The 19197-nt window shown below is 45.6% G+C and carries 19 protein-coding genes; 12 read left to right on the top strand and 7 right to left on the bottom strand.

The window, feature by feature from the left end:
• Nucleotides 1-225: 225 nt before the first annotated feature.
• Nucleotides 226-666, bottom strand: a complete 441-nt coding sequence (locus SDEN_RS11980) for a DUF413 domain-containing protein (RefSeq protein WP_011496741.1) — start codon at nt 664-666, stop codon at nt 226-228.
• A 108-nt stretch (nt 667-774) separates the two neighbouring features.
• On the opposite strand from SDEN_RS11980, the gene hdfR reads away from it, so the two are divergent.
• Nucleotides 775-1614, top strand: coding sequence for an HTH-type transcriptional regulator HdfR (gene hdfR / locus SDEN_RS11975; RefSeq protein WP_011496740.1), 840 nt, complete (start codon nt 775-777; stop codon nt 1612-1614).
• A gap of 43 nt (nt 1615-1657) precedes the next feature.
• On the opposite strand, the gene SDEN_RS11970 is transcribed toward hdfR, so the two are convergent.
• Nucleotides 1658-2038, bottom strand: coding sequence for a diacylglycerol kinase (locus SDEN_RS11970; protein WP_011496739.1), 381 nt, complete (start codon nt 2036-2038; stop codon nt 1658-1660).
• A gap of 159 nt (nt 2039-2197) precedes the next feature.
• Between SDEN_RS11970 and SDEN_RS11965 the strand changes: the two genes are divergently transcribed.
• Nucleotides 2198-2683 carry a low molecular weight protein-tyrosine-phosphatase gene (locus SDEN_RS11965; RefSeq protein WP_011496738.1) on the top strand — a complete coding sequence of 162 codons (486 nt, stop codon included), beginning with the start codon at nt 2198-2200 and terminating at the stop codon, nt 2681-2683.
• Between the two features lie 100 nt (nt 2684-2783).
• Here SDEN_RS11965 and ylqF read toward each other — a convergent pair whose 3' ends face one another.
• Both ylqF and SDEN_RS11955 read right to left on the bottom strand, forming a co-directional pair.
• The gene (ylqF, locus tag SDEN_RS11960; protein WP_011496737.1) at nt 2784-3725 is read right to left on the bottom strand and encodes a ribosome biogenesis GTPase YlqF; all 942 of its coding nucleotides are present in this window, start codon (nt 3723-3725) and stop codon (nt 2784-2786) included.
• A gap of 148 nt (nt 3726-3873) precedes the next feature.
• A complete protein-coding gene (locus SDEN_RS11955; protein WP_011496736.1) occupies nt 3874-4713 on the bottom strand; it encodes a 2OG-Fe(II) oxygenase family protein in 840 nt (279 codons plus the stop codon).
• A 209-nt stretch (nt 4714-4922) separates the two neighbouring features.
• Here SDEN_RS11955 and SDEN_RS11950 point away from each other — a divergent pair, with 209 nt between their 5' ends.
• A complete protein-coding gene (locus SDEN_RS11950; RefSeq protein WP_011496735.1) occupies nt 4923-5828 on the top strand; it encodes a bifunctional methionine sulfoxide reductase B/A protein in 906 nt (301 codons plus the stop codon).
• Nucleotides 5829-5938: 110 nt separating this feature from the next.
• Here the strand turns inward: SDEN_RS11950 and SDEN_RS11945 are convergent, their stop codons facing one another.
• On the bottom strand, nt 5939-7498 hold the full coding sequence (locus SDEN_RS11945; protein WP_011496734.1) for a SulP family inorganic anion transporter: 1560 nt from the start codon (nt 7496-7498) through the stop codon (nt 5939-5941).
• A 178-nt stretch (nt 7499-7676) separates the two neighbouring features.
• Complete coding sequence (rne, locus tag SDEN_RS11940) at nt 7677-10985, bottom strand: ribonuclease E (protein ID WP_011496733.1); 3309 nt, start codon at nt 10983-10985, stop codon at nt 7677-7679.
• 605 nt (nt 10986-11590) lie between these two features.
• On the opposite strand from rne, the gene rluC reads away from it, so the two are divergent.
• The gene (gene rluC / locus SDEN_RS11935; RefSeq protein ID WP_011496732.1) at nt 11591-12547 is read left to right on the top strand and encodes a 23S rRNA pseudouridine(955/2504/2580) synthase RluC; all 957 of its coding nucleotides are present in this window, start codon (nt 11591-11593) and stop codon (nt 12545-12547) included.
• Nucleotide 12548: 1 nt separating this feature from the next.
• Nucleotides 12549-13196 (top strand): HAD family hydrolase, encoded by a 648-nt coding sequence (locus tag SDEN_RS11930; RefSeq protein ID WP_011496731.1) that lies wholly within the window; start codon nt 12549-12551, stop codon nt 13194-13196.
• Between the two features lie 120 nt (nt 13197-13316).
• Here the strand turns inward: SDEN_RS11930 and SDEN_RS11925 are convergent, their stop codons facing one another.
• Nucleotides 13317-13937, bottom strand: coding sequence for a Maf family protein (locus SDEN_RS11925; protein WP_011496730.1), 621 nt, complete (start codon nt 13935-13937; stop codon nt 13317-13319).
• Between the two features lie 238 nt (nt 13938-14175).
• Here SDEN_RS11925 and yceD point away from each other — a divergent pair, with 238 nt between their 5' ends.
• The 7 genes from yceD (at nt 14176) to acpP (ending at nt 19123) form a co-directional block, all read left to right on the top strand.
• Complete coding sequence (gene yceD, locus SDEN_RS11920; RefSeq protein WP_011496729.1) at nt 14176-14700, top strand: 23S rRNA accumulation protein YceD; 525 nt, start codon at nt 14176-14178, stop codon at nt 14698-14700.
• A 17-nt stretch (nt 14701-14717) separates the two neighbouring features.
• Nucleotides 14718-14888, top strand: coding sequence for a 50S ribosomal protein L32 (rpmF, locus tag SDEN_RS11915; protein WP_011496728.1), 171 nt, complete (start codon nt 14718-14720; stop codon nt 14886-14888).
• Nucleotides 14889-14902: 14 nt separating this feature from the next.
• A complete protein-coding gene (gene plsX / locus SDEN_RS11910) occupies nt 14903-15934 on the top strand; it encodes a phosphate acyltransferase PlsX (RefSeq protein ID WP_011496727.1) in 1032 nt (343 codons plus the stop codon).
• Nucleotides 15935-15942: 8 nt separating this feature from the next.
• The gene (locus tag SDEN_RS11905; RefSeq protein ID WP_011496726.1) at nt 15943-16902 is read left to right on the top strand and encodes a beta-ketoacyl-ACP synthase III; all 960 of its coding nucleotides are present in this window, start codon (nt 15943-15945) and stop codon (nt 16900-16902) included.
• Nucleotides 16903-17044: 142 nt separating this feature from the next.
• A complete protein-coding gene (gene fabD, locus SDEN_RS11900) occupies nt 17045-17971 on the top strand; it encodes an ACP S-malonyltransferase (RefSeq protein ID WP_011496725.1) in 927 nt (308 codons plus the stop codon).
• A gap of 21 nt (nt 17972-17992) precedes the next feature.
• A complete protein-coding gene (fabG, locus tag SDEN_RS11895; protein WP_198134649.1) occupies nt 17993-18727 on the top strand; it encodes a 3-oxoacyl-ACP reductase FabG in 735 nt (244 codons plus the stop codon).
• Between the two features lie 162 nt (nt 18728-18889).
• A complete protein-coding gene (gene acpP, locus SDEN_RS11890) occupies nt 18890-19123 on the top strand; it encodes an acyl carrier protein (RefSeq protein ID WP_011496723.1) in 234 nt (77 codons plus the stop codon).
• Nucleotides 19124-19197: the final 74 nt, after the last annotated feature.

The following is a 19197-nucleotide window of genomic DNA, read 5'->3' as shown; positions in this document are numbered from 1 at the left end:
AATTTGTGCAGCATTGATGGCGAATTTGAACTGAACAACTAGCTGAGGGCTTGTTGATGTCATTAAGCTGAATACTTAGGCGCTGTGAGGTAGAAACGAAACATGAGCGCAATAGCGCTCATGTGATAGGGGGAAATGTTAGCCGTCCTTAAAGTTTCACTCTACTGTAGTCTTTGACGGCTGCAGCCAAATGTGAACGGTTATTGGCAAAGGTGCTACGGGTGTTTAGTCTGCCTCAGGCTCTTCATCACTGGCGCTATCATCGTCGATGTCATCAAATTCGATATCCACTTCTACAGCGGCTTTGGCACTTGGAGCGTGAACCGTGCCTACTACAGCGTAAAACGGCTTGCCCTTGGCTAGCTTGACGTATTTGGCCCACAATAATTCAAACTGAGTCGTTGGGGTTATGTTGCCCTGTGCCGCTTGAATGAATTGGTCTTCATCTGGGGTGCAGGCAAGCTGTTTACCTTCGACTAAATTTTTCATGGCATGGCCATGAAGTTCAAGTAATTCAGCTTCTTTGCTGGTAAAGTCTCCGCAGCGTTTAAAACCTTTCGGAAAATTAGCATCATCATAGAAGCGTTTAGTAGACACAAAGCTCATCCCAGTATTCGCTGCGATTGCTTCACTACCTAGAGTTGGGGTAAATGATTGCTGAGTCATGGTCGGCACCTTCTAGAATATAAAATACAATGGTTTGCAACTGGAGTATTGGCTAGTATTCTCGATTTTAAAATCAAAATATTTTGTCTTTGATGGTAAAGAAAATTTATGGATACGGATTTATTAAAAACCTTTTTAGAAGTTTCTCGAACCCGGCATTTTGGCAAGGCTGCTGAAAACCTTTATCTGACTCGAAGCGCAGTCAGCTTTAGAGTTAAACAGTTAGAGGGAATACTCGGGGTTGAGTTATTCGAGCGTTTACGTAATAACATTCACCCGACTCCTGCAGGTGAGCGATTATTAGGACACGCCGAAGCTGTGCTTACGGCGTGGGAGCGGGCTAAGCAAGATATTTCCTTAAGTCAAAATCATACTACTCAGCTCACTTTAGCTGCGGGTCATAATATTTGGGATGCCTATCTGCAGCAACATCTGCAGCCTTTGCATTTAGGCTTGCCGGGCGCGGCCTTAAGGGCTGAAATCTTAACCAGCACAATAATGACCCGGCAATTAATTGAGCGCACATTAGATATAGCCATTACCTTTGAGCCACCTAAACTCGATGAGGTGGAAATCGTGCAGTTAGCTCAAATTGAGTTAAGTTTAGTGTCAGATAAGCCGCATGCTTCATTACAAGAGGCTCAGCAACAGGCTTATATTAAAGTTGATTGGGGCACTGCCTTTAATATCATGCATGCCCAAGAGTTTTCGCTACTGCCTGTACCTGTGCTGCATACGAGTTCAGCGCGAATTGCATTGGATTTTTTACTTAACAATGGCGGCAGTGCATTTTTGCCAAATGCGTTGATTATTCAAGCGTTATCGGACAAAAAACTGAATTTAGTTCAAGGGGTGCAAAGTATTAAACGTACCCTTTATGCCGCCTATCTTGGTAAAAGTGAGCGCTTGCTGCAGATAGAGCAAGCTATCAGGTTACTGTCGAATTAAGTGATTAATGAGTAAATGTATTCAGCTTCGTGTCTAGGCCAAGCTAAAAAAAATTGAACAATCGCGGCGCTAAGATGAGGCACCAAATTGTGGCGCAAAGTATTAGGCTGAGCATGACGGCGGCAGAGGCGATATCTTTAGCTTGACCGCTCAAAGGATGGATTTCTTCACCCACCCTGTCAACCACAGCTTCGATGGCAGAATTTAACAGCTCAACTATCAGTACGATAAACAGCCCGAGGATCAGTAATATGCGCTCAACATAGGTGACATCGAGCCAAAGTACGAGGGGCAGTGCAATAGCCATGAGTACTAATTCTTGTCTAAAGGCGGCTTCATTGCGATAGGCTAAGGTGAGGCCGTTTAAAGAAAATCCTGTGGCGCGAATAATACGCTTAATTCCATGATTGTTTTTTGGTTTCATTTTGTCATATCTGTTTTTATTATGTGGCTAGAGTGTATCATTTTTGCCGTCATAAGCACTACGTCAGCATAAGCTGGGGCCTGTATTCAGTATGGTGATGTCAATAGCCATATCCAAATATACATGTACAGTGCCAGTCAACGAGAGATAAGGAATGTGATGATCAATCGAATTTTATTTGTCTGCATGGGTAATATTTGCCGTTCCCCCACAGCAGAAGCCATCTTTAGGGCGAAAATACTTAAGTATCAGTTAGCCACAGTAATAGATTCTGCGGGCACCATAGGCTTTCATCAAGGCCATGGACCCGATAAGCGTAGTGTGGAAGCAGGGGAGAAGCGCGGTTTAGACTTTACCGCTATGCAGGCACGGCAAGTGAGCGTTGAGGATTTTGAGCACTTCGATCTGATTTTGGCGGCAGACAGGTCAAATTTAATTGAACTTAAGGCAATGTGCCCAGCATACTTACAGCATAAATTGCAGCTGATGTTATCGTTCGCAGAACTTGGTATCGAAGAAGTGCCTGATCCTTACTATGGTGATGGAGAAGGTTTTGAGCGGGTGCTTGATTTGCTGGAAGCGAGTTTAGATGTGTTAGCACAACAAATTCAGCGACAACAAGCACAACTGACTAATATCGAATAACAATGCCTAAAAAGCAAATAGCCCAAGGCATAATGACCTTAGGCTATTGTTGGCTGAGAAAACCCGCTCAGCTCAATTTCAGTTTTTCTGCAACTTGAGTTTAATCGTTATGACGCTTTCCAGAGCGTTTTAATCGCTCCAACTCAATTTTTTGTTGCTTGATGGCTTCTTTTTCGGCTAATACTCGGGCCACTTCAACCTTTTCAATTTCCACCATAGCAGGGGTTTCCAAGGTCAATAACCCAATTTGACCTGAGCGATACTCATGCAGCAGTAATTCAGACACCTTGTGGTAATCAATACGCCCACCGGGTCTGAGTGCACCTCGTGAACGACCTATGGCTTCAAGCAGAGCCATATCATCCTTAGGTAACTCTTTAAGTTTATAACGCTCACAAATAGCGTCTGGATAGGCTTTTAGGAAGTAAGCCGCAGCGAACAGTGCCACGTCTTCATATTCCATGGCGGTGTCTTTGATGGCGCCAGTGACGGCTAAACGGTAACTGCTAGCTTCGTTATCCACTTTGGGCCACAAAATACCTGGGGTATCGGAAAGGACTATGCCATTACGCAAATTAATGCGTTGCTGGTTTTTAGTGACCGCCGGCTCGTTACCAGTTTTAGCGATAACACGTCCAGCTAATGTATTGATAATAGTAGATTTACCGACGTTAGGAATGCCCATTATCATGGTGCGAATGTCTTTTTCTGTGATATCTCGGTGTGGCACGAGTTTACGGCAAATATCGGGAATACGCTTAACCATGCCTGGTTGCAGCGTGGTGATGGCAGAGGCTTTAACCCCTTGCTCTTGCTCAAGGTATTCAATCCATTGGGCTGTGATTTCGGGATCCGCTAAATCGGCTTTATTAAGCAACTTGATACAAGGTTTATCGCCCCTGAGCTGTGCAATCATAGGATTTTCACTGCTGTATGGGATACGTGCATCAAGCACCTCGATCACTAAATCGACTTGAGGCATGGCCTCTTCGATTTCTTTGCGAGCCTTATGCATGTGCCCTGGGTACCACTGAATTGCCATGATTTGTGCCTTTTTACCGCGCTGTTTACCGCGAAATATAACAAAAGCGCTATTCTACCTTGTTATTGGATGAATTGTTATGGCGTTTTGCCATAAAAAAAGCGCCCTAAGGCGCTTTTTAATCAATAAAAAAGATTGCTGATATTACTTAGATGACACCAAGTTCACGTAATCTTTCCATCAAGTAGCTGTCTGCTGTATAGCGGTCAGACAAGACAACTTCTGGATTAGGGTGTAAAAACAATGGTAAAGAAATCCGTGATTTGGTTTTGTCCGTGCCTTCAGGGTTGATCACCCTGTGGGATGTTGACGGGAAATAACCCGCAGACGCTTCTTGCAACATGTCACCGATATTGATGATAATGCTGCCAAAATCACTGGGCACATCTAACCAAGTACCGTCTTTCGCTTTCACTTGAAGACCAGGTTCATTGGCCGCAGGCAAGACAGTGATAAGGTTAATGTCTTCATGGGCTGCTGCGCGAATGGCACCCATTTCCTCATTGCCTTTCATCGGTGGATAATGCAAGACCCTGAGCAAGGTTTTTTCACTGTCTTTGATCATCTCTGGCAAGGGGATGGAGAATTTTTTCGCCACATCGCTAGGGGAAAACTTCTCAATCCAACCTAATAATTCCGCGGCAAACGCATTGGCTTGTGCATAATATTCATTAATGTTGGCCTTTAATGAAGCTGGAACTCGGCCGTTAGGGTAAATATGGTAATATTCTTTGATATCTTTAACCGTATTACCTTTGGCTGTTTCAGAAATAGAGGCAGGAAAGAAGCCATCTTGAGTTTCTGGTTTAAATAAAAACTCATTTTTTTCATCAGATTGGAAGAATTCATACCATTCTTGATAAATGGCTTCAACCAACTCTTTTTTAATTGGGTGGTTTGATAACACCCCAAAACCTGTCTCACGTAAAGAGGCCACAAAGCGCTCGGCACTGTCTGGCGCTAAATAATCAATTGTTTCTAATTTCATTATATTCTACTTATTTTATTTTTAACCCGAGATGATTTTAACCTCGCAGTAGGTTAGGGGCAATTTTTTGAGACGATTAACGGTCAATATTTTTAAGCTGACATTAATTAACAACGTGTTGTTGACACTTATGGTAGAAAAAAGGCCGTTTACATTGTTAATCGTTAATGATTTATTAAAGTCTCGCCCAAGTAACTGGAGCAAAACCCATGCAAAAACTGACAGAGTTTGAACAATACGTGATAGAGCAAAAAGGCACTGAGCGGCCGTTTAGTGGTGAATATGTTAATCACAATGCTAAAGGCGTGTATTTATGCAAAAAATGCCTTGCTCCCTTATACAAGAGTGAACATAAATTTAATGCCCATTGCGGTTGGCCCGCCTTTGATGATGAATTGCCAGGCGCCGTTAACCGCCATGTGGATGCCGATGGTCGCCGGGTTGAAATCACCTGTGCCCAGTGTGATGGACATCTTGGCCATGTGTTTGAAGGAGAGCAGTTAACGGCGAATAATATTCGTCACTGCGTTAATTCTGTCTCCATGGTGTTTCAGCCAATTGACGACACAAATGCCGTATCAAATACTGAGCTCGCGACCTTTGGTGCCGGATGCTTTTGGTGTGTCGAGGCAATATTTGCCGCCCTTAAGGGGGTTGTCGAGGTCAAATCTGGTTACAGCGGCGGTGATGCTCATGATGCAAATTATGATGCTGTGTGCCAAGGGACGACGAGTCATGCTGAAGTGGTGCAGATAACATACTCTCCAGCCTTGATTGATTTTGAAAGCCTGCTTGAAGTGCTGTTTGCCAGTCACGATCCCACCACACTTAATCAACAGGGTAACGATAAAGGCCCTCAATATCGCTCGGTAATTTTTTGCCACAACAGCGCTCAGGTTGACGCCGCCAATCAGATGATTAGTCAATTAACTCAAACCCAAGTTTGGCCTAAACCCATAGTGACCCAAGTGGTTGCATTTGAGCATTTTTATCCGGCAGAGCACTACCATGATGACTATTTTGCTAAACATGGCGAGCAGCCCTATTGCCAAATGGTGGTGAAACCTAAACTCGACAAATTCAAGCAGCAATTTGCCGATAAACTCAAAGGCTAATGGCTGAGTACGACTAGTGACTGTTTTCTGTATCGTTCAGAAGCGGACAAAGCAGAGCATAAAAAAGGGCGACTTAAGATAAGTCGCCCTGAAGTTAATAAGCTAAAGCCTTATGAATCTAGTTTATCATCGGCCACTTTGTAGTGAGGATCTTCAATTTGGTTTACTTCCACTAAGTCGCGGGCCTTGTGTAGCAAGGCTTTACAATCTTGACTTAAGTGACGTAAGTGCAGACGCTTGCCTGCGGCCACATAACGCTCCGCTAGCGTGTCTATGGCATCGAGTGCTGAGTGATCGGCAACTCGAGAATTTTGAAAATCAACGATAATATCTTGTGGATCGTCTGCGGCATCAAACAAGTCTAGGAAGTTTGCCACTGAGCCAAAGAACAGTGGCCCATTTAAGCGATACACTTTCCAGCCATTAGCATCGATACTTTTCTCAACATTGATGTGTTTCGCGTGTTCCCATGCAAACACCAGCGCTGAAACGATGACGCCAACAAATACCGCAAAGGCTAAGTCGGTAAACACAGTCACTGTGGTCACAAGTATGATGACAAACGCGTCGTGCTTAGGCACCTTGTTCATCACATTAAAGCTTGCCCATTCAAACGTACCCAGCACCACGATGAACATCACGCCCACCAATGCGGCCAGAGGAATGATTTCAATAAAGGCTGAGCCGAATAAGATGAACGCCAGTAAGGCTATGGCAGCCGTTATCCCAGATAAACGGCCGCGGCCACCTGAGTTAATGTTGATCATCGACTGACCAATCATGGCACAGCCGCCCATGGCTCCGAAGAAACCGCTGGTGATGTTACCTACGCCTTGTCCAACACATTCTTTGTTACCACGGCCACGGCTATTGGTCATCTCATCGATAACCGTTAACGTCAGAAGCGATTCGATTAAGCCGACTGCCGCTAAAATACAAGCATAAGGCAAGATAATATAGAAGGTTTCAAAATTAAACGGCACGCTTGGGATGGCAAAGGATGGCAAGTTGCCTGCAATGGTCGCACTGTCATTTCCGCTCATTGTTTTTAGGAAATCAAGTACATTGCGGGTATCTAAATCCATGCCAACCACTATGGCGGTGACAGTTAAAATAGCCACTAACGATGAGGGTATGGCGGTGGTTAACTTAGGCAGAAAGTGAATAATCGCCATGGTAAGCGCCACTAAGCCTAACATTAGCATTAATGGCTCCTGAGCCATCCATACCATGTTGCCGGCCGCGTCTTTGACTTTAAACTGGCCAAGTTGGGCTAAGAAAATCACAATCGCGAGGCCATTCACAAAGCCTATCATGACTGGGTAGGGCACGATGCGAATAAACTTACCTAGCTTAAACACGCCGGCGCTTATTTGGATTATCCCGGCTAAGACCACGGCAGCGAATAAATATTGCACTCCGTGTTCCACCACTAAAGACACCATGACCACGGCCATAGCGCCGGTAGCGCCAGAAATCATCCCAGGACGTCCACCAATAACGGCGGTGATTAATCCCATAATAAAGGCGGCGTACAGGCCGACCATGGGCTCCACGTGAGCCACGAACGCAAAAGCTACGGCTTCTGGAATAAGGGCCAGTGCCACAGTCAGGCCTGATAAAATATCAGCCTTATGGCTACTGGTTTTATGACGGAGAAGATCGAACATTGAACCTCTGTATTTTTACTTGGGCATGTTTTCCATGCGTTAATGGAATGTCGCAGTGAACCGATTGAATGCTCAATCTAGTCTAGCTGACAAACAAGTGCTTTTTGATAATCTTTCGCTACTGCAATAAATAAAAAAGCCACGCTAGTTAGCATGGCTCTTTGATGCCAACTGCAAGTTACGGTCTGTGCATACCCGATGATGCACTATTACCTAATTTACTCTTAGGTGTTGCGTCTTCGGTAGCTGTATTGTCGTATTCACGGCCCTTTGGCGTATCCTGCTGTGATCTTTCATGAACAACAGGTTTAGTCATATCTGAACTGACCATAGTACCGAAGCGGCTGCCGCCAGTAGGCTTAGCAGCGGCACTGCTTACCGTACTTGCTTCTGTGCTTGAAGGTGCCAGAGCTGGAGCAACTTGCGCCACGGCTTTACGCGCAGGAATCGCAGGCTTAGCCATAGGTGCCGAGGCATTAGAGGCCTCTTTCGTCGCTTTAATAGCTTCATCAGTGTTATTGGTTTCAGTGACAACTGCTGGTTCTGCGGTCGCAGTTACTTCAGCCTTAACTTCAGCCTTAACTTCAGTGGCGACTTCAATAGACGCATCTGTATTAGCCTGAGTTTCAGCTGGCGTCGTTGCTTCAACTTTAGCTTCAACTTTCTCTTCTGCTACTGGGCTTGCTACAGTGTCGACATCCTGAGTCTTTACTTCAGCGTTCGCTGTCTCAGTCACTGTTTCAGTGGCAGCTTCTGCTTTGTCATTGATCTCGATGTTGTTTGCTGCATTGCTTACTTCAGCCTGCTCAACAGCGCTTGGTGCAGCTTGCTGGGCTTCACCATTGAGCTTTTGGGCAGCAATGGCATTTTGTTCGTCATTGAGCTGCTTTTCAAGCTCATCAACCGATGAGAATACCGCGCCTTGGCTGGTATCATCTTCATCACGGCGACGGCGTTGGCCTGCTGCGCGAAGATGACGTGGGCTACGACGGCTACGGCGTTGACCATCACGGCCTTCTTTAGCGTCATCATCTTGCTCAGCATTGACATCTACAGCTTGCTTAGGTTCAACCGTTCCAGCATCGCTCGCTGGGATTTCAGCAGTCGCTACCGAAGGAGCTGAAGCTTCATCACTTGACTCACTGGTGACTTGCTCGGCTTTCTCTTTACGAGGTTGACGGCGAGTACGTGAGTTTCTGCTTTCTGAATCATCGCTTTTCTTGGCGCTGGCAGACTGGTCAAGGTGTGAACCCTTGTCTGTATCTTGCGTAGGCGTCGGCTCTACTTGTGCAGCTGGAGTGTTAAGCGCTGCATCGGTTTTGACAGCTTCTGCAGTGTCAGTCGATGTTAGATCAGCATCTTGAGTCACTTGCTCGTTTTCAATACGCACCTTGCGACGCATATTGCGGCGTTGACGACGCTCACGGGCTGCTTCTTGCTTAGGGGTTTTCTCAGTTTTAACTTCAACGCTTTCAACGGCTTCTTGAACAGGCTGCTCTTGCTTAAGTGCCTTGTCAGTGCGGCTATCGTTACGATTATCAGTTCTTGCTGGGCGCTTGTCGTCTGCATCACGAACGTTACGTTCTTTATCAGTCTTCTTATTGCGGCCACGAGTGTCTTTGTTCTTATCAGCATCGTTACGGTTGCGGCTGTCGCTATCATTGCGGCTGCGACGGTTGTCGTTGCGGCTATCACTGCGACCATCACTGCGGCGAGGACGAGTGTTATTGGCAGGACGGCTTTCGCTTGCGGTGCTTTTAGTTTCAGCTTTGGGCTCCGCGCTCTTGCTTGGTGAGCTAAACAGGGCGCTAATGCCGGCTATGATGCGGGTAACTAAACCCGGTTGAGTGCTTTGAACTACTGGGGTTGCTTTTACAGGGGCATCAGGGGCTTTTTGCGGTGCAGCAAACCCTTTAAGTGCAGGTTGCGGCGCAGCTGCGCGTTCAAGTTTACGTGGTTCATAAAGCTTGGATAGCGGGGCTTCAACACGCTTATAGCTAGATTCTGTCATTTCGTCATCAGTTCTGTGACGCACAACGCGGTAATCTGGCGTTTTCATGTGTTCATCAGGGATGATGTACACTTCAACACCGTGACGCTCTTCTGTGATGCGAATAGCTTTGCGCTTCTCATTTAATAAGAAGGCGGCCACATCAACAGGCACTATGGCTTCTATCTGAGACGTGTTTTCTTTGATGGCTTCTTCTTCCATCAAACGTAAAATCGATAATGCCAGAGACTCAGTACTACGAACCGTACCTTGACCATGACAGCGTGGACAAATGTGTGCTGCCGATTCCTCAAGAGAAGGGCGCAGACGCTGACGCGACATTTCCATTAAGCCAAAACGTGAAATGCGGCCAAGTTGCACGCGAGCACGATCATGATGCACAGCATCACGCATGCGGTTTTCAACTTCACGCTGGTGTCTAACTGGGGTCATATCGATAAAATCGATAACCACTAGGCCACCTAAGTCGCGTAGACGTAATTGACGGGCAATTTCATCGGCAGCTTCTAGGTTGGTGTTAAGTGCTGTTTCTTCGATATCGCCGCCTTTAGTGGCGCGGGCCGAGTTGATATCGATAGAGGTCAAGGCTTCAGTTGGGTCAATGACGATTGAGCCGCCCGATGGCAGGCGCACTTCACGTTGGAATGCAGATTCAATCTGAGATTCGATTTGGAAGTGAGTAAATAGTGGCACTTCTGATTCATAAAGCTTTACGCGCTCAACGAAATCAGGACGCACTAAACCTATGTGTTGTTTTGCTTCTTCAAAAATACGGGGATGATCGATAAGGATTTCGCCCACATCACGGCGTAAGTAGTCGCGAATAGCGCGAACTATGACGTTACTTTCTTGATGAATAAGGAAAGGAGCATTCTGTGATTGGGATGCTTCTTGAATAGCATCCCAATGATGTTGAAGTACTTTTAAGTCCCACTTAAGCTCATTGGCTTCTTTGCCAACGCCGGCGGTGCGCACGATAAGGCCCATGCCGTTTGGCACTTCAAGATCAGCCATGGCTTCTTTAAGCTCGGTACGCTCATCACCTTCGATACGACGAGATATGCCGCCAGCACGAGGGTTGTTAGGCATTAATACCAAATAAGAACCCGCTAAACTGATAAAGGTGGTAAGTGCCGCACCTTTATTACCGCGCTCTTCTTTATCGATTTGAACGATAACTTGTTGACCTTCCTGCACCACTTCTTTGATGTTAGGACGACCTTGGAATGAATAACCTTTTGGGAAATATTCGCGGGCAATTTCTTTGAGGGGCAAGAAACCGTGACGGTCAGCGCCATAGTCCACAAAAGCCGCTTCTAGAGAGGGTTCTACACGGGTAATTTTACCTTTGTAGATGTTTGATTTTTTCTGTTCGTGACCTGGGCTTTCAATATCCAAATCATACAGTTGTTGCCCATCAACTAGGGCTACGCGCAACTCTTCAGATTGAGTTGCATTGATTAACATACGTTTCATGATGACATCATTCTTCTAAATAAGGTCATCAAACATCGCGAGTCGTTGCATAACGGGCCTGAATTTTCACGCACATCGCCTCACGGCGAGTATTCAGGCAATTTAGGTGCGCATCACTGTAAGACGCATCGCTGCGTGTCGCATCCTATTTATGGCTTATTTTCTAATGATTACAAAAACAAGGAATTCGTTGTAAAACATCAACCAACCCCATAAATTATGTCATTTACATCCGTTAATGCCCAAGTCGAGTCGGTTTGTTTGATAACAAGCTAAAATATCGTTCGAATTTGGGGGTGGAGACGGCCAAAAGCATCTTGGGTGTTAAGTGAGGGTTTAGGTTTAATTGTCGAAACGTTTTTGTCGTTTTTTATCTATATACAATTTGCAAATCAATGATTTGCGACCTTAATCATCACGGGATGTTGTGGATTGGTCTCCCGTTGAATGAGTGCTTATGAACACTTTATGCACTGCTTATCCTCATTCACTGGGGAAATATAGCAACATTAATCTTATTGAGCAATCAAAAGCCGACATTCTTATTGTACCCACAGCCAGTTAACTTGTTGTACAATAGCGCGGTAATCACTATATGGCGCCTTATGAATACTGAAACTCCCACACAAGTTCAATTGGTCACAATTGATGAAGATCACTTCGAGCAACGCATCGATAACTATTTAATCACAGCCCTTAAAGGCGTTCCTAAAAGCATGATTTATCGTATCGTGCGTAAGGGCGAAGTGCGAGTGAATAAAAAGCGCATCAAGCCGGAATATAAGTTACAGATCGGTGATGTTGTGCGAATTCCGCCCGTCAGAATGGCTGAAAAAGATTATCGCACGGCGCCCTCGGCGAACTTATCCCGAGTGTCTGTGCTTGAAACCCGCATTATCCACGAGGATAAGCATTTAATCGTGCTAAATAAGCCTGCAGGTATCGCAGTCCATGGTGGCAGTGGCATAGACTTTGGCGTTATCGAAGGTTTGCGCTCACTGCGGCCACAACAGAAATTCTTAGAATTAGTGCATCGTCTGGATAAAGACACTTCCGGGGTGTTATTGGTGGCTAAGAAACGCAGTGCCCTGAAACATTTACACGATCAGTTGCGCAATAAAACCATGCAAAAAGACTATTTGGCTTTAGTACGCGGCGAATGGCAGGCAAAAGATAAATCCATCAAGGCACCGTTACTTAAAATCACCTTAGCCTCAGGTGAGCGTATTGTGCGAGTGAACGCCGAAGGTAAAGCCTCCGAAACGCGTTTTCGCATTATGCAGCGTTATGATGGCTGCACCTTAGTGAAAGCGAGCCCTGTGACTGGCCGTACCCATCAAATTCGTGTTCATTGCCAGTTTGCAGGTCATGCCATTGCTTGTGATGATAAGTACAGCGAGCAATCCTTTGATGACAGTATGCGTGTTCACGGCTTAAACCGCTTATTTCTTCACGCCGCCGAGCTTAAATTTATTCACCCAGAGAATGATGAAGTCATGCAAGTGCAGGCGCCGTTAGATGAGAATCTAAGCCAAACCCTAGAAAAGCTTAAAAGGGTTTAGCATGAATAGCAGGCAATACGATTTAGTGATTTTCGACTGGGATGGCACCTTGATGGACTCAGTGGCCAAAATCGTTACTAGTTTGCAGTCTGTGGCTCAAGAGTTGAATATCCCCATTCCCACAGAAGAGGCGGTGCGGGATATTATCGGTTTATCCATGCAGCAGGTATTGCCTATCTTGTTTGCAGGTCATCAAAGCTTGTTTGATGACATTTTAACGAGTTATAAAAAGCATTATTTAGCCCTTGAAGCTGTGCCCAGTCCATTATTTTATGGCGTAGAAGATTTACTTAAGCAGTTAACAGCTGCTGGGGTCACTTTAGCTATTGCGACAGGGAAGGGGCGGGGTGGCCTTGAACGCGTGCTTGGCGTTACCGGCATAGGCCACTACTTTGCAGCAAGTCGCACCGCCGATGAGGCAAAGAGTAAGCCCCATCCGCAAATGTTGCAGTCGTTGCTGGCTGAGTTCGATATCCCTGCCCAGAGGGCTGTGATGATTGGTGATTCAGTACTAGATTTAACCATGGCCAATCATGCGGGCATGCATTGCATTGGCGTGAGTTATGGTGCCCATAAAGAGGGAAAATTGCTTAGCCAGTCTCCCAAAGCGGTAGTGCACTGCGCCAGCCAAATATTGGCGCATTTATAGGTCGTGCTAATAAAACACCCTTCTACTCAAACAGTGCCTTCGACTGTTAGCTATTCCTTACCATCTTATCTGCTTGTTATTGTGTACTTGCTCTAACCTTTATCATTTAACTGAGCACTGTTAACTGAGCACTGTCTCACCGTGCTCGGCTAACATATCGATCAGTGCTATTAGAGGCAGGCCTATTAAGGTATTGGGATCGTCGCCTTCTAAGCGCTCAAATAAGGCAATGCCTAACCCTTCACTCTTAAAACTGCCTGCGCAGTACAGGGGCAGCTCTGTTTCCACGTAATACGTTATTTGAGCTAGGCTCAGGGTTCTAAAATGCACAGTGAAAGGTACTATTTCACAAGTCATTTTATGGCTGTGGCTATTATAAACAGCAAGGCCAGTATAAAAGGTGATGGCTTTTCCCGAAGCTTGCTGAAGCTGGTTGATAGCATTGGCCTGAGTTAAGGGTTTGCCGATAATAGCCCCGTCAATAACCGCCACTTGATCTGAGCCAATCACTAAGGCTTCTGCGGCTGTGTGAAGGTTACTGAGCCCAAGTTCTGCTAAATAACGTTCAGCACCGGCTATGGCTTTCGCTTGAGCAAGCCTCACCACTAATGCTTGCGCGGTTTCATCTGCCAGTGGCGTTTCATCCACTTCAGGGCTTACACAAGTAAAATTTGGCGTCAGTTTTTGTAATAATTGCTGCCTGTAGGGAGAAGTGGAAGCGAGGATCAGCGTAGTTTTCATTTTTTAATCTTATGTTTGTTGAGCGACGCCAGTATTTTACCCACTTCTTTGGTTCAAAAGCAGTATTTTTAAGCGCTATTGGCTTGTGCTCATGGGCATGCTTGGGTAAAATTTCACTTCGGTCAATTAAATGTTGGTGTTTAAAGAAGAGCCAGCTCGACATTAATCTGTAATTTGCAATGTCTTAAGCTAAATTTTCTTTGACTCTAACCTTTTCAAACTATAATATGCGCGCCTTATGCAAACAGTAAAGATACCGGTTTCAATCGATCCTATACGTTCAGCTAGCAGTCATCTGCGCTTTAACGGCATAGTGCCAAGCAAAAATGTAAAAAGATTGAATGAATTATGTGCCGGCGACTGTTCCGATGTGACAGTGTCGTTGGAATGTGATGTCGATTTACAGGGGATAGTCTACCTTCGCGGGAAGGCTGTGACGGAGCTCACTCTGATATGTCAACGTTGCATGACACTATATACCACTGAGGTTACGGTCGAGTTTTGTTTGAGTCCTTGTAAGGACCAGGCGAAAATCGATGAGCTCCCGGATGCGTATGATCCAATTGAGTGTAATGAGATTGGTGAAGTACGTCTGCATCAATTGATTGAAGATGAATTGATAGTCGCTATGCCTATTATCCCAATGCATGAAGATTCTGAATGCCATTTGGGAGCGAAAGACATAGCTGTAGGCGCGATCGACCCCGCTCATGAGGAGCGTCCAAATCCGTTTGCAGTGTTAGAAAAACTGAAGAGCAAGTAATCTAGGAGACAGGTCCAATGGCTGTACAACAGAATAAAAAATCACGTTCAAAGCGCGGCATGCGCCGTTCACACGATGCATTGAGCACAGCTCAATTATCTGTAGACGCAACTAGCGGTGAATTACATCTACGTCACAACGTGACTGCAGATGGTTTCTACCGCGGCAAAAAGGTTATCAACAAGTAATTGTTGATTAACCGATGACGACGGATCTGACGCTTGCGTTAGATGCAATGGGGGGCGATCACGGCCCCCACGTCACTGTGCCTGCAGCCCTGCAGGCACTGAAATTTCACTCTCAGCTAAAAATCATTTTGGTCGGCGACAAGACCGAAATTGAACGACATCTACAGCATAGCGCTGGCATTTTTCTATCCCGCATTCAAATTATTCATACCACTGAAGTTGTTAACATGTGTGACAGGCCTGTTTTAGCCCTGCGCACCAAGAAAAACAGCTCAATGCGTCTTGCCTTAGAGTTAGTCCGCGACGGTAAAGCACAAGCTTGCGTCAGTGCGGGTAACACAGGTGCCTTGATGGCCATGGCTAAAGTCTTATTAAAAACCTTGCCTGGCGTCGACAGGCCTGCGTTAGTCAGTAGTTTGCCATCTATGACAGGTAGACCCGTATACTTACTCGATTTAGGCGCCAATGTTTCCTGTGATTCTGAGGCGTTATTCCAGTTTGCCGTGATGGGCTCTGTGCTATATGAGGTTGTACATAAGACCTCGCGCCCTAAAGTTGCGTTGCTGAATGTTGGGGTGGAGGAAGTCAAAGGTAACGATCAAGTTCAGCAGGCAGCTCAACTTTTGCATCATACAGAACAAGTTAATTACACCGGCTTTGTGGAAGGTGATGAGATCTACACAGGCAATGTCGATGTCATCGTCTGTGACGGCTTTGTGGGCAATATCACCCTGAAAACCTCGGAAGGCATCGCAAAATTATTGGTCAGCGAATTAAAACGTGGACTAAATCAAGGATTATTTGTTCGTTTTCTCTCCAAACTCATCGCTCCCCGTATACATGCAGTACTCAGCAAGATGAACCCCGACCACTATAATGGTGCAAGTCTGATAGGATTGCGCGGAATCGTGGTGAAGAGTCACGGCAATGCCGATGAAGCCGCTTACTTACAAGCTGTTAATCTTGCCGTGACAGAAGCCAAACGTCGTCTTCCTGAAATGATTAAAGATCGTTTGGAGTCGATTCTTTTAGACATCAATAGCTGATCCCAAATATGCATACAAAAATTCTCGGAACAGGCAGTTATCTTCCTGTGCAAGTGCGTAGCAATCTTGATCTAGAAAAAATGGTTGATACCAATGACCAATGGATTGTTGAACGAACGGGTATCTCTGAGCGCCGTATCGCGGCCGCTGACGAGTCGGTTTCAACCATGGGTTATCAGGCTGCATTAAAAGCCTTAGAGATGGCAGGTATCGAAGCCAGTGAACTGGATATGATTGTCTGTGGCACCACAAGTGCGACTAATGCTTTTCCTGCCGCGGCCTGTGAAATTCAAGCGCTGCTCGGGGTGAACACTATCCCAGCATTTGATATAGCCGCCGCTTGCTCAGGCTTCGTTTATGCGTTATCTGTTGCTGATCAATTCGTAAAAACGGGTGCAGCTAAAAAAGTGTTAGTGATAGGTGCAGACGTATTATCACGCCTGTGTGCCCCAGAAGACAGAAGCACGATTATTTTATTTGGCGATGGCGCTGGCGCCGCTGTGATTGGCGCCAGCACTGAACCTGGCATTATAGCGACTCACATCTATGCCGATGGCCGCCAGGCCGATCTATTAAAATGCGCTTTCCCGCCTCGTTTAGGGGAGTCAACAGCTGCCATGGGCTTTATGACCATGAAAGGCAATGACGTTTTTAAAGTCGCCGTTACTCAATTATCCCATGTAGTGACTGAAACCTTGCGACTCAATAATGTCGATAAATCAGACATTGATTGGTTAGTGCCTCATCAAGCGAATTTCAGGATCATTAATGCCACAGCGAAAAAGCTCAACATGAGTTTAGATAAAGTGGTATTAACCTTGGCAAAACACGGCAATACTTCAGCGGCCTCAGTGCCTATCGCTTTGGACGAAGCCGTGCGTGATGGCCGAATTCAACGTGGTCAATTATTGTTACTAGAAGCCTTTGGAGCTGGATTTGCCTGGGGCAGTGCCTTAGTACGTTTCTAGTTATTAGTGCGTTTCTAATTGAATTTGTTAGGTATTTTGTTAAGTAAGTTTTAGTCGTTAACTGTGTTCATTAGGTTGTGGCCTAGGGGAATAGCGAGTAAAACATCGATTAAATAAACACTGAGTAATTAAAGGTAACAAAATGGAAAATTTTGCGTTTGTGTTTCCGGGCCAGGGGTCTCAGGTCGTAGGAATGTTAGCGGATTTGGCTCAAGTACAGCCAATAGTCACTAGTACATTTACTGAAGCCAGTGAAGCCTTAGGTTATGATCTATGGGCGCTTATCCAAGCGGGTCCGGCTGAGACATTAAATGAAACAGATAAGACTCAGCCTGCACTCTTGGCTGCCAGCGTCGCCATTTGGCGTGCCTTTATCGCCACAGGTAAGCCACAGCCCTCAGTGCTTGCGGGCCACAGTTTAGGTGAATACTCTGCGTTAGTCTGTGCAGGGGTTATTGATTTTAAAGACGCGGTTAAGTTAGTAGAGCTTCGCGGCCAACTGATGCAGCAAGCTGTTCCAGCGGGTACTGGCGCCATGTATGCCATCATAGGGTTAGAAGACGAGGCCATTGCTAAAGCCTGTATCGATGCGGCGCAAGGCGCTGTTGTGAGTCCAGTGAATTTTAATAGTCCAGGTCAAGTGGTGATAGCTGGCGAAAAAGATGCCGTTGAGCGCGCCGCTGCTGCATGTAAGGCTGCTGGCGCTAAAATGACTGTGGCATTACCTGTAAGCGTGCCATCGCACTGCGCCTTAATGAAACCTGCAGCAGACAAATTAGCCGAAGCACTTCAGAGCATCACCTTTAATGAGCCAGCTATCAAGGTTATCAATAATGTGGATGTCGCCATGCCTACCCAAGGCGACGATATAAAAGATGCCCTAGTGCGTCAGCTTTATTGTCCAGTGCGTTGGAGTGAGACTGTTGAATTGATGGCATCTCAAGGCATTGATCAATTAGTTGAATGCGGCCCAGGTAAAGTACTGACAGGCTTAACAAAAAGAATTAATAAATCTGTTTCCGCTCAAGCGGTCAATGATGCGGCTTCATTTGCGGCATTAACTGAATAAGGAGTTCCAATGAGCTTTAGCATTAATTTAGAGGGCAAAGTTGCCCTAGTGACAGGCGCTAGCCGTGGTATTGGCCGCGCGATCGCTGAAACCTTAGTTGATGCAGGTGCTGTGGTTATCGGCACTGCAACCAGCGACAAAGGCGCGGCAGCAATTCAAGATTATTTAGGTGCAAAAGGCTTTGGCTTAGTGCTTAATGTCACAGATACTCAATCAGTTACAGATTTATTTGCCCAAATTAAAGAAAAAGCTGGCGATGTTGATATTCTCGTGAATAATGCGGGTATCACTCGTGACAATTTATTGATGCGAATGAAAGATGAAGAGTGGCAGGATATTATCGACACTAACCTGACGTCGCTTTTCAAGCTGTCTAAGCCTGTGATGCGAACCATGATGAAAAAGCGTTTTGGCCGGATCATCAGTATCGGTTCTGTCGTGGGCACCATGGGCAACGCTGGCCAAGTTAATTACTCGGCGGCTAAGGCTGGATTAATTGGATTTACTAAATCTCTTGCAAGAGAGGTTGCATCACGTCAAATAACGGTTAATGCAGTTGCACCAGGTTTTATTCAGACAGATATGACAGATGAGCTGACTCCTGAGCAGCAACAAGCTATCATGTCGCAAGTTCCGATGGAACGTTTAGGGCAAGCGCAAGAAATTGCCAACGCAGTATTGTTTTTGGCCTCGGATTCAGCTGCTTATATCACAGGTGAGACATTACATGTGAATGGCGGCATGTACATGGTTTAAGAGCGATGGTAGATTAACTACCTTTAATTGAGTCTCGATCCAGTTCTATTCATTGCTTATTGTCGTGGTTAGACCACAAAAACTAAGCTTGCATTGTCAGCTGGATCGAATAAACTACTCGCAATCTTACGCAAGTGCGTAATTTGAATAGGAAAGAAACTAATGAGCAACATCGAAGAACGTGTAAAGAAAATCATCATTGAACAACTAGGCGTTAAAGAAGAAGACGTTAAATCAGCGGCATCTTTCGTTGACGATTTAGGCGCAGATTCTCTAGACACAGTTGAATTGGTAATGGCTCTAGAAGAAGAGTTTGATACCGAGATCCCTGATGAAGAAGCGGAAAAGATCACTACTGTTCAAGCAGCGATCGATTACGTTTCTAAGAATCAGTAATCTAGATATTACAAAAACAGGCGGCATTTATGCCGCCTGTTTTTGTTTCTGCTATTGCGCTTAAGCCAAATAGC

Origin of the sequence: Shewanella denitrificans OS217 (genome assembly GCF_000013765.1) — a bacterium.
Lineage (GTDB): Bacteria > Pseudomonadota > Gammaproteobacteria > Enterobacterales > Shewanellaceae > Shewanella > Shewanella denitrificans.
The sequence above is the reverse complement of the archived record's forward strand: the minus strand, read 5'-3'. Positions and strand labels throughout refer to the sequence as shown.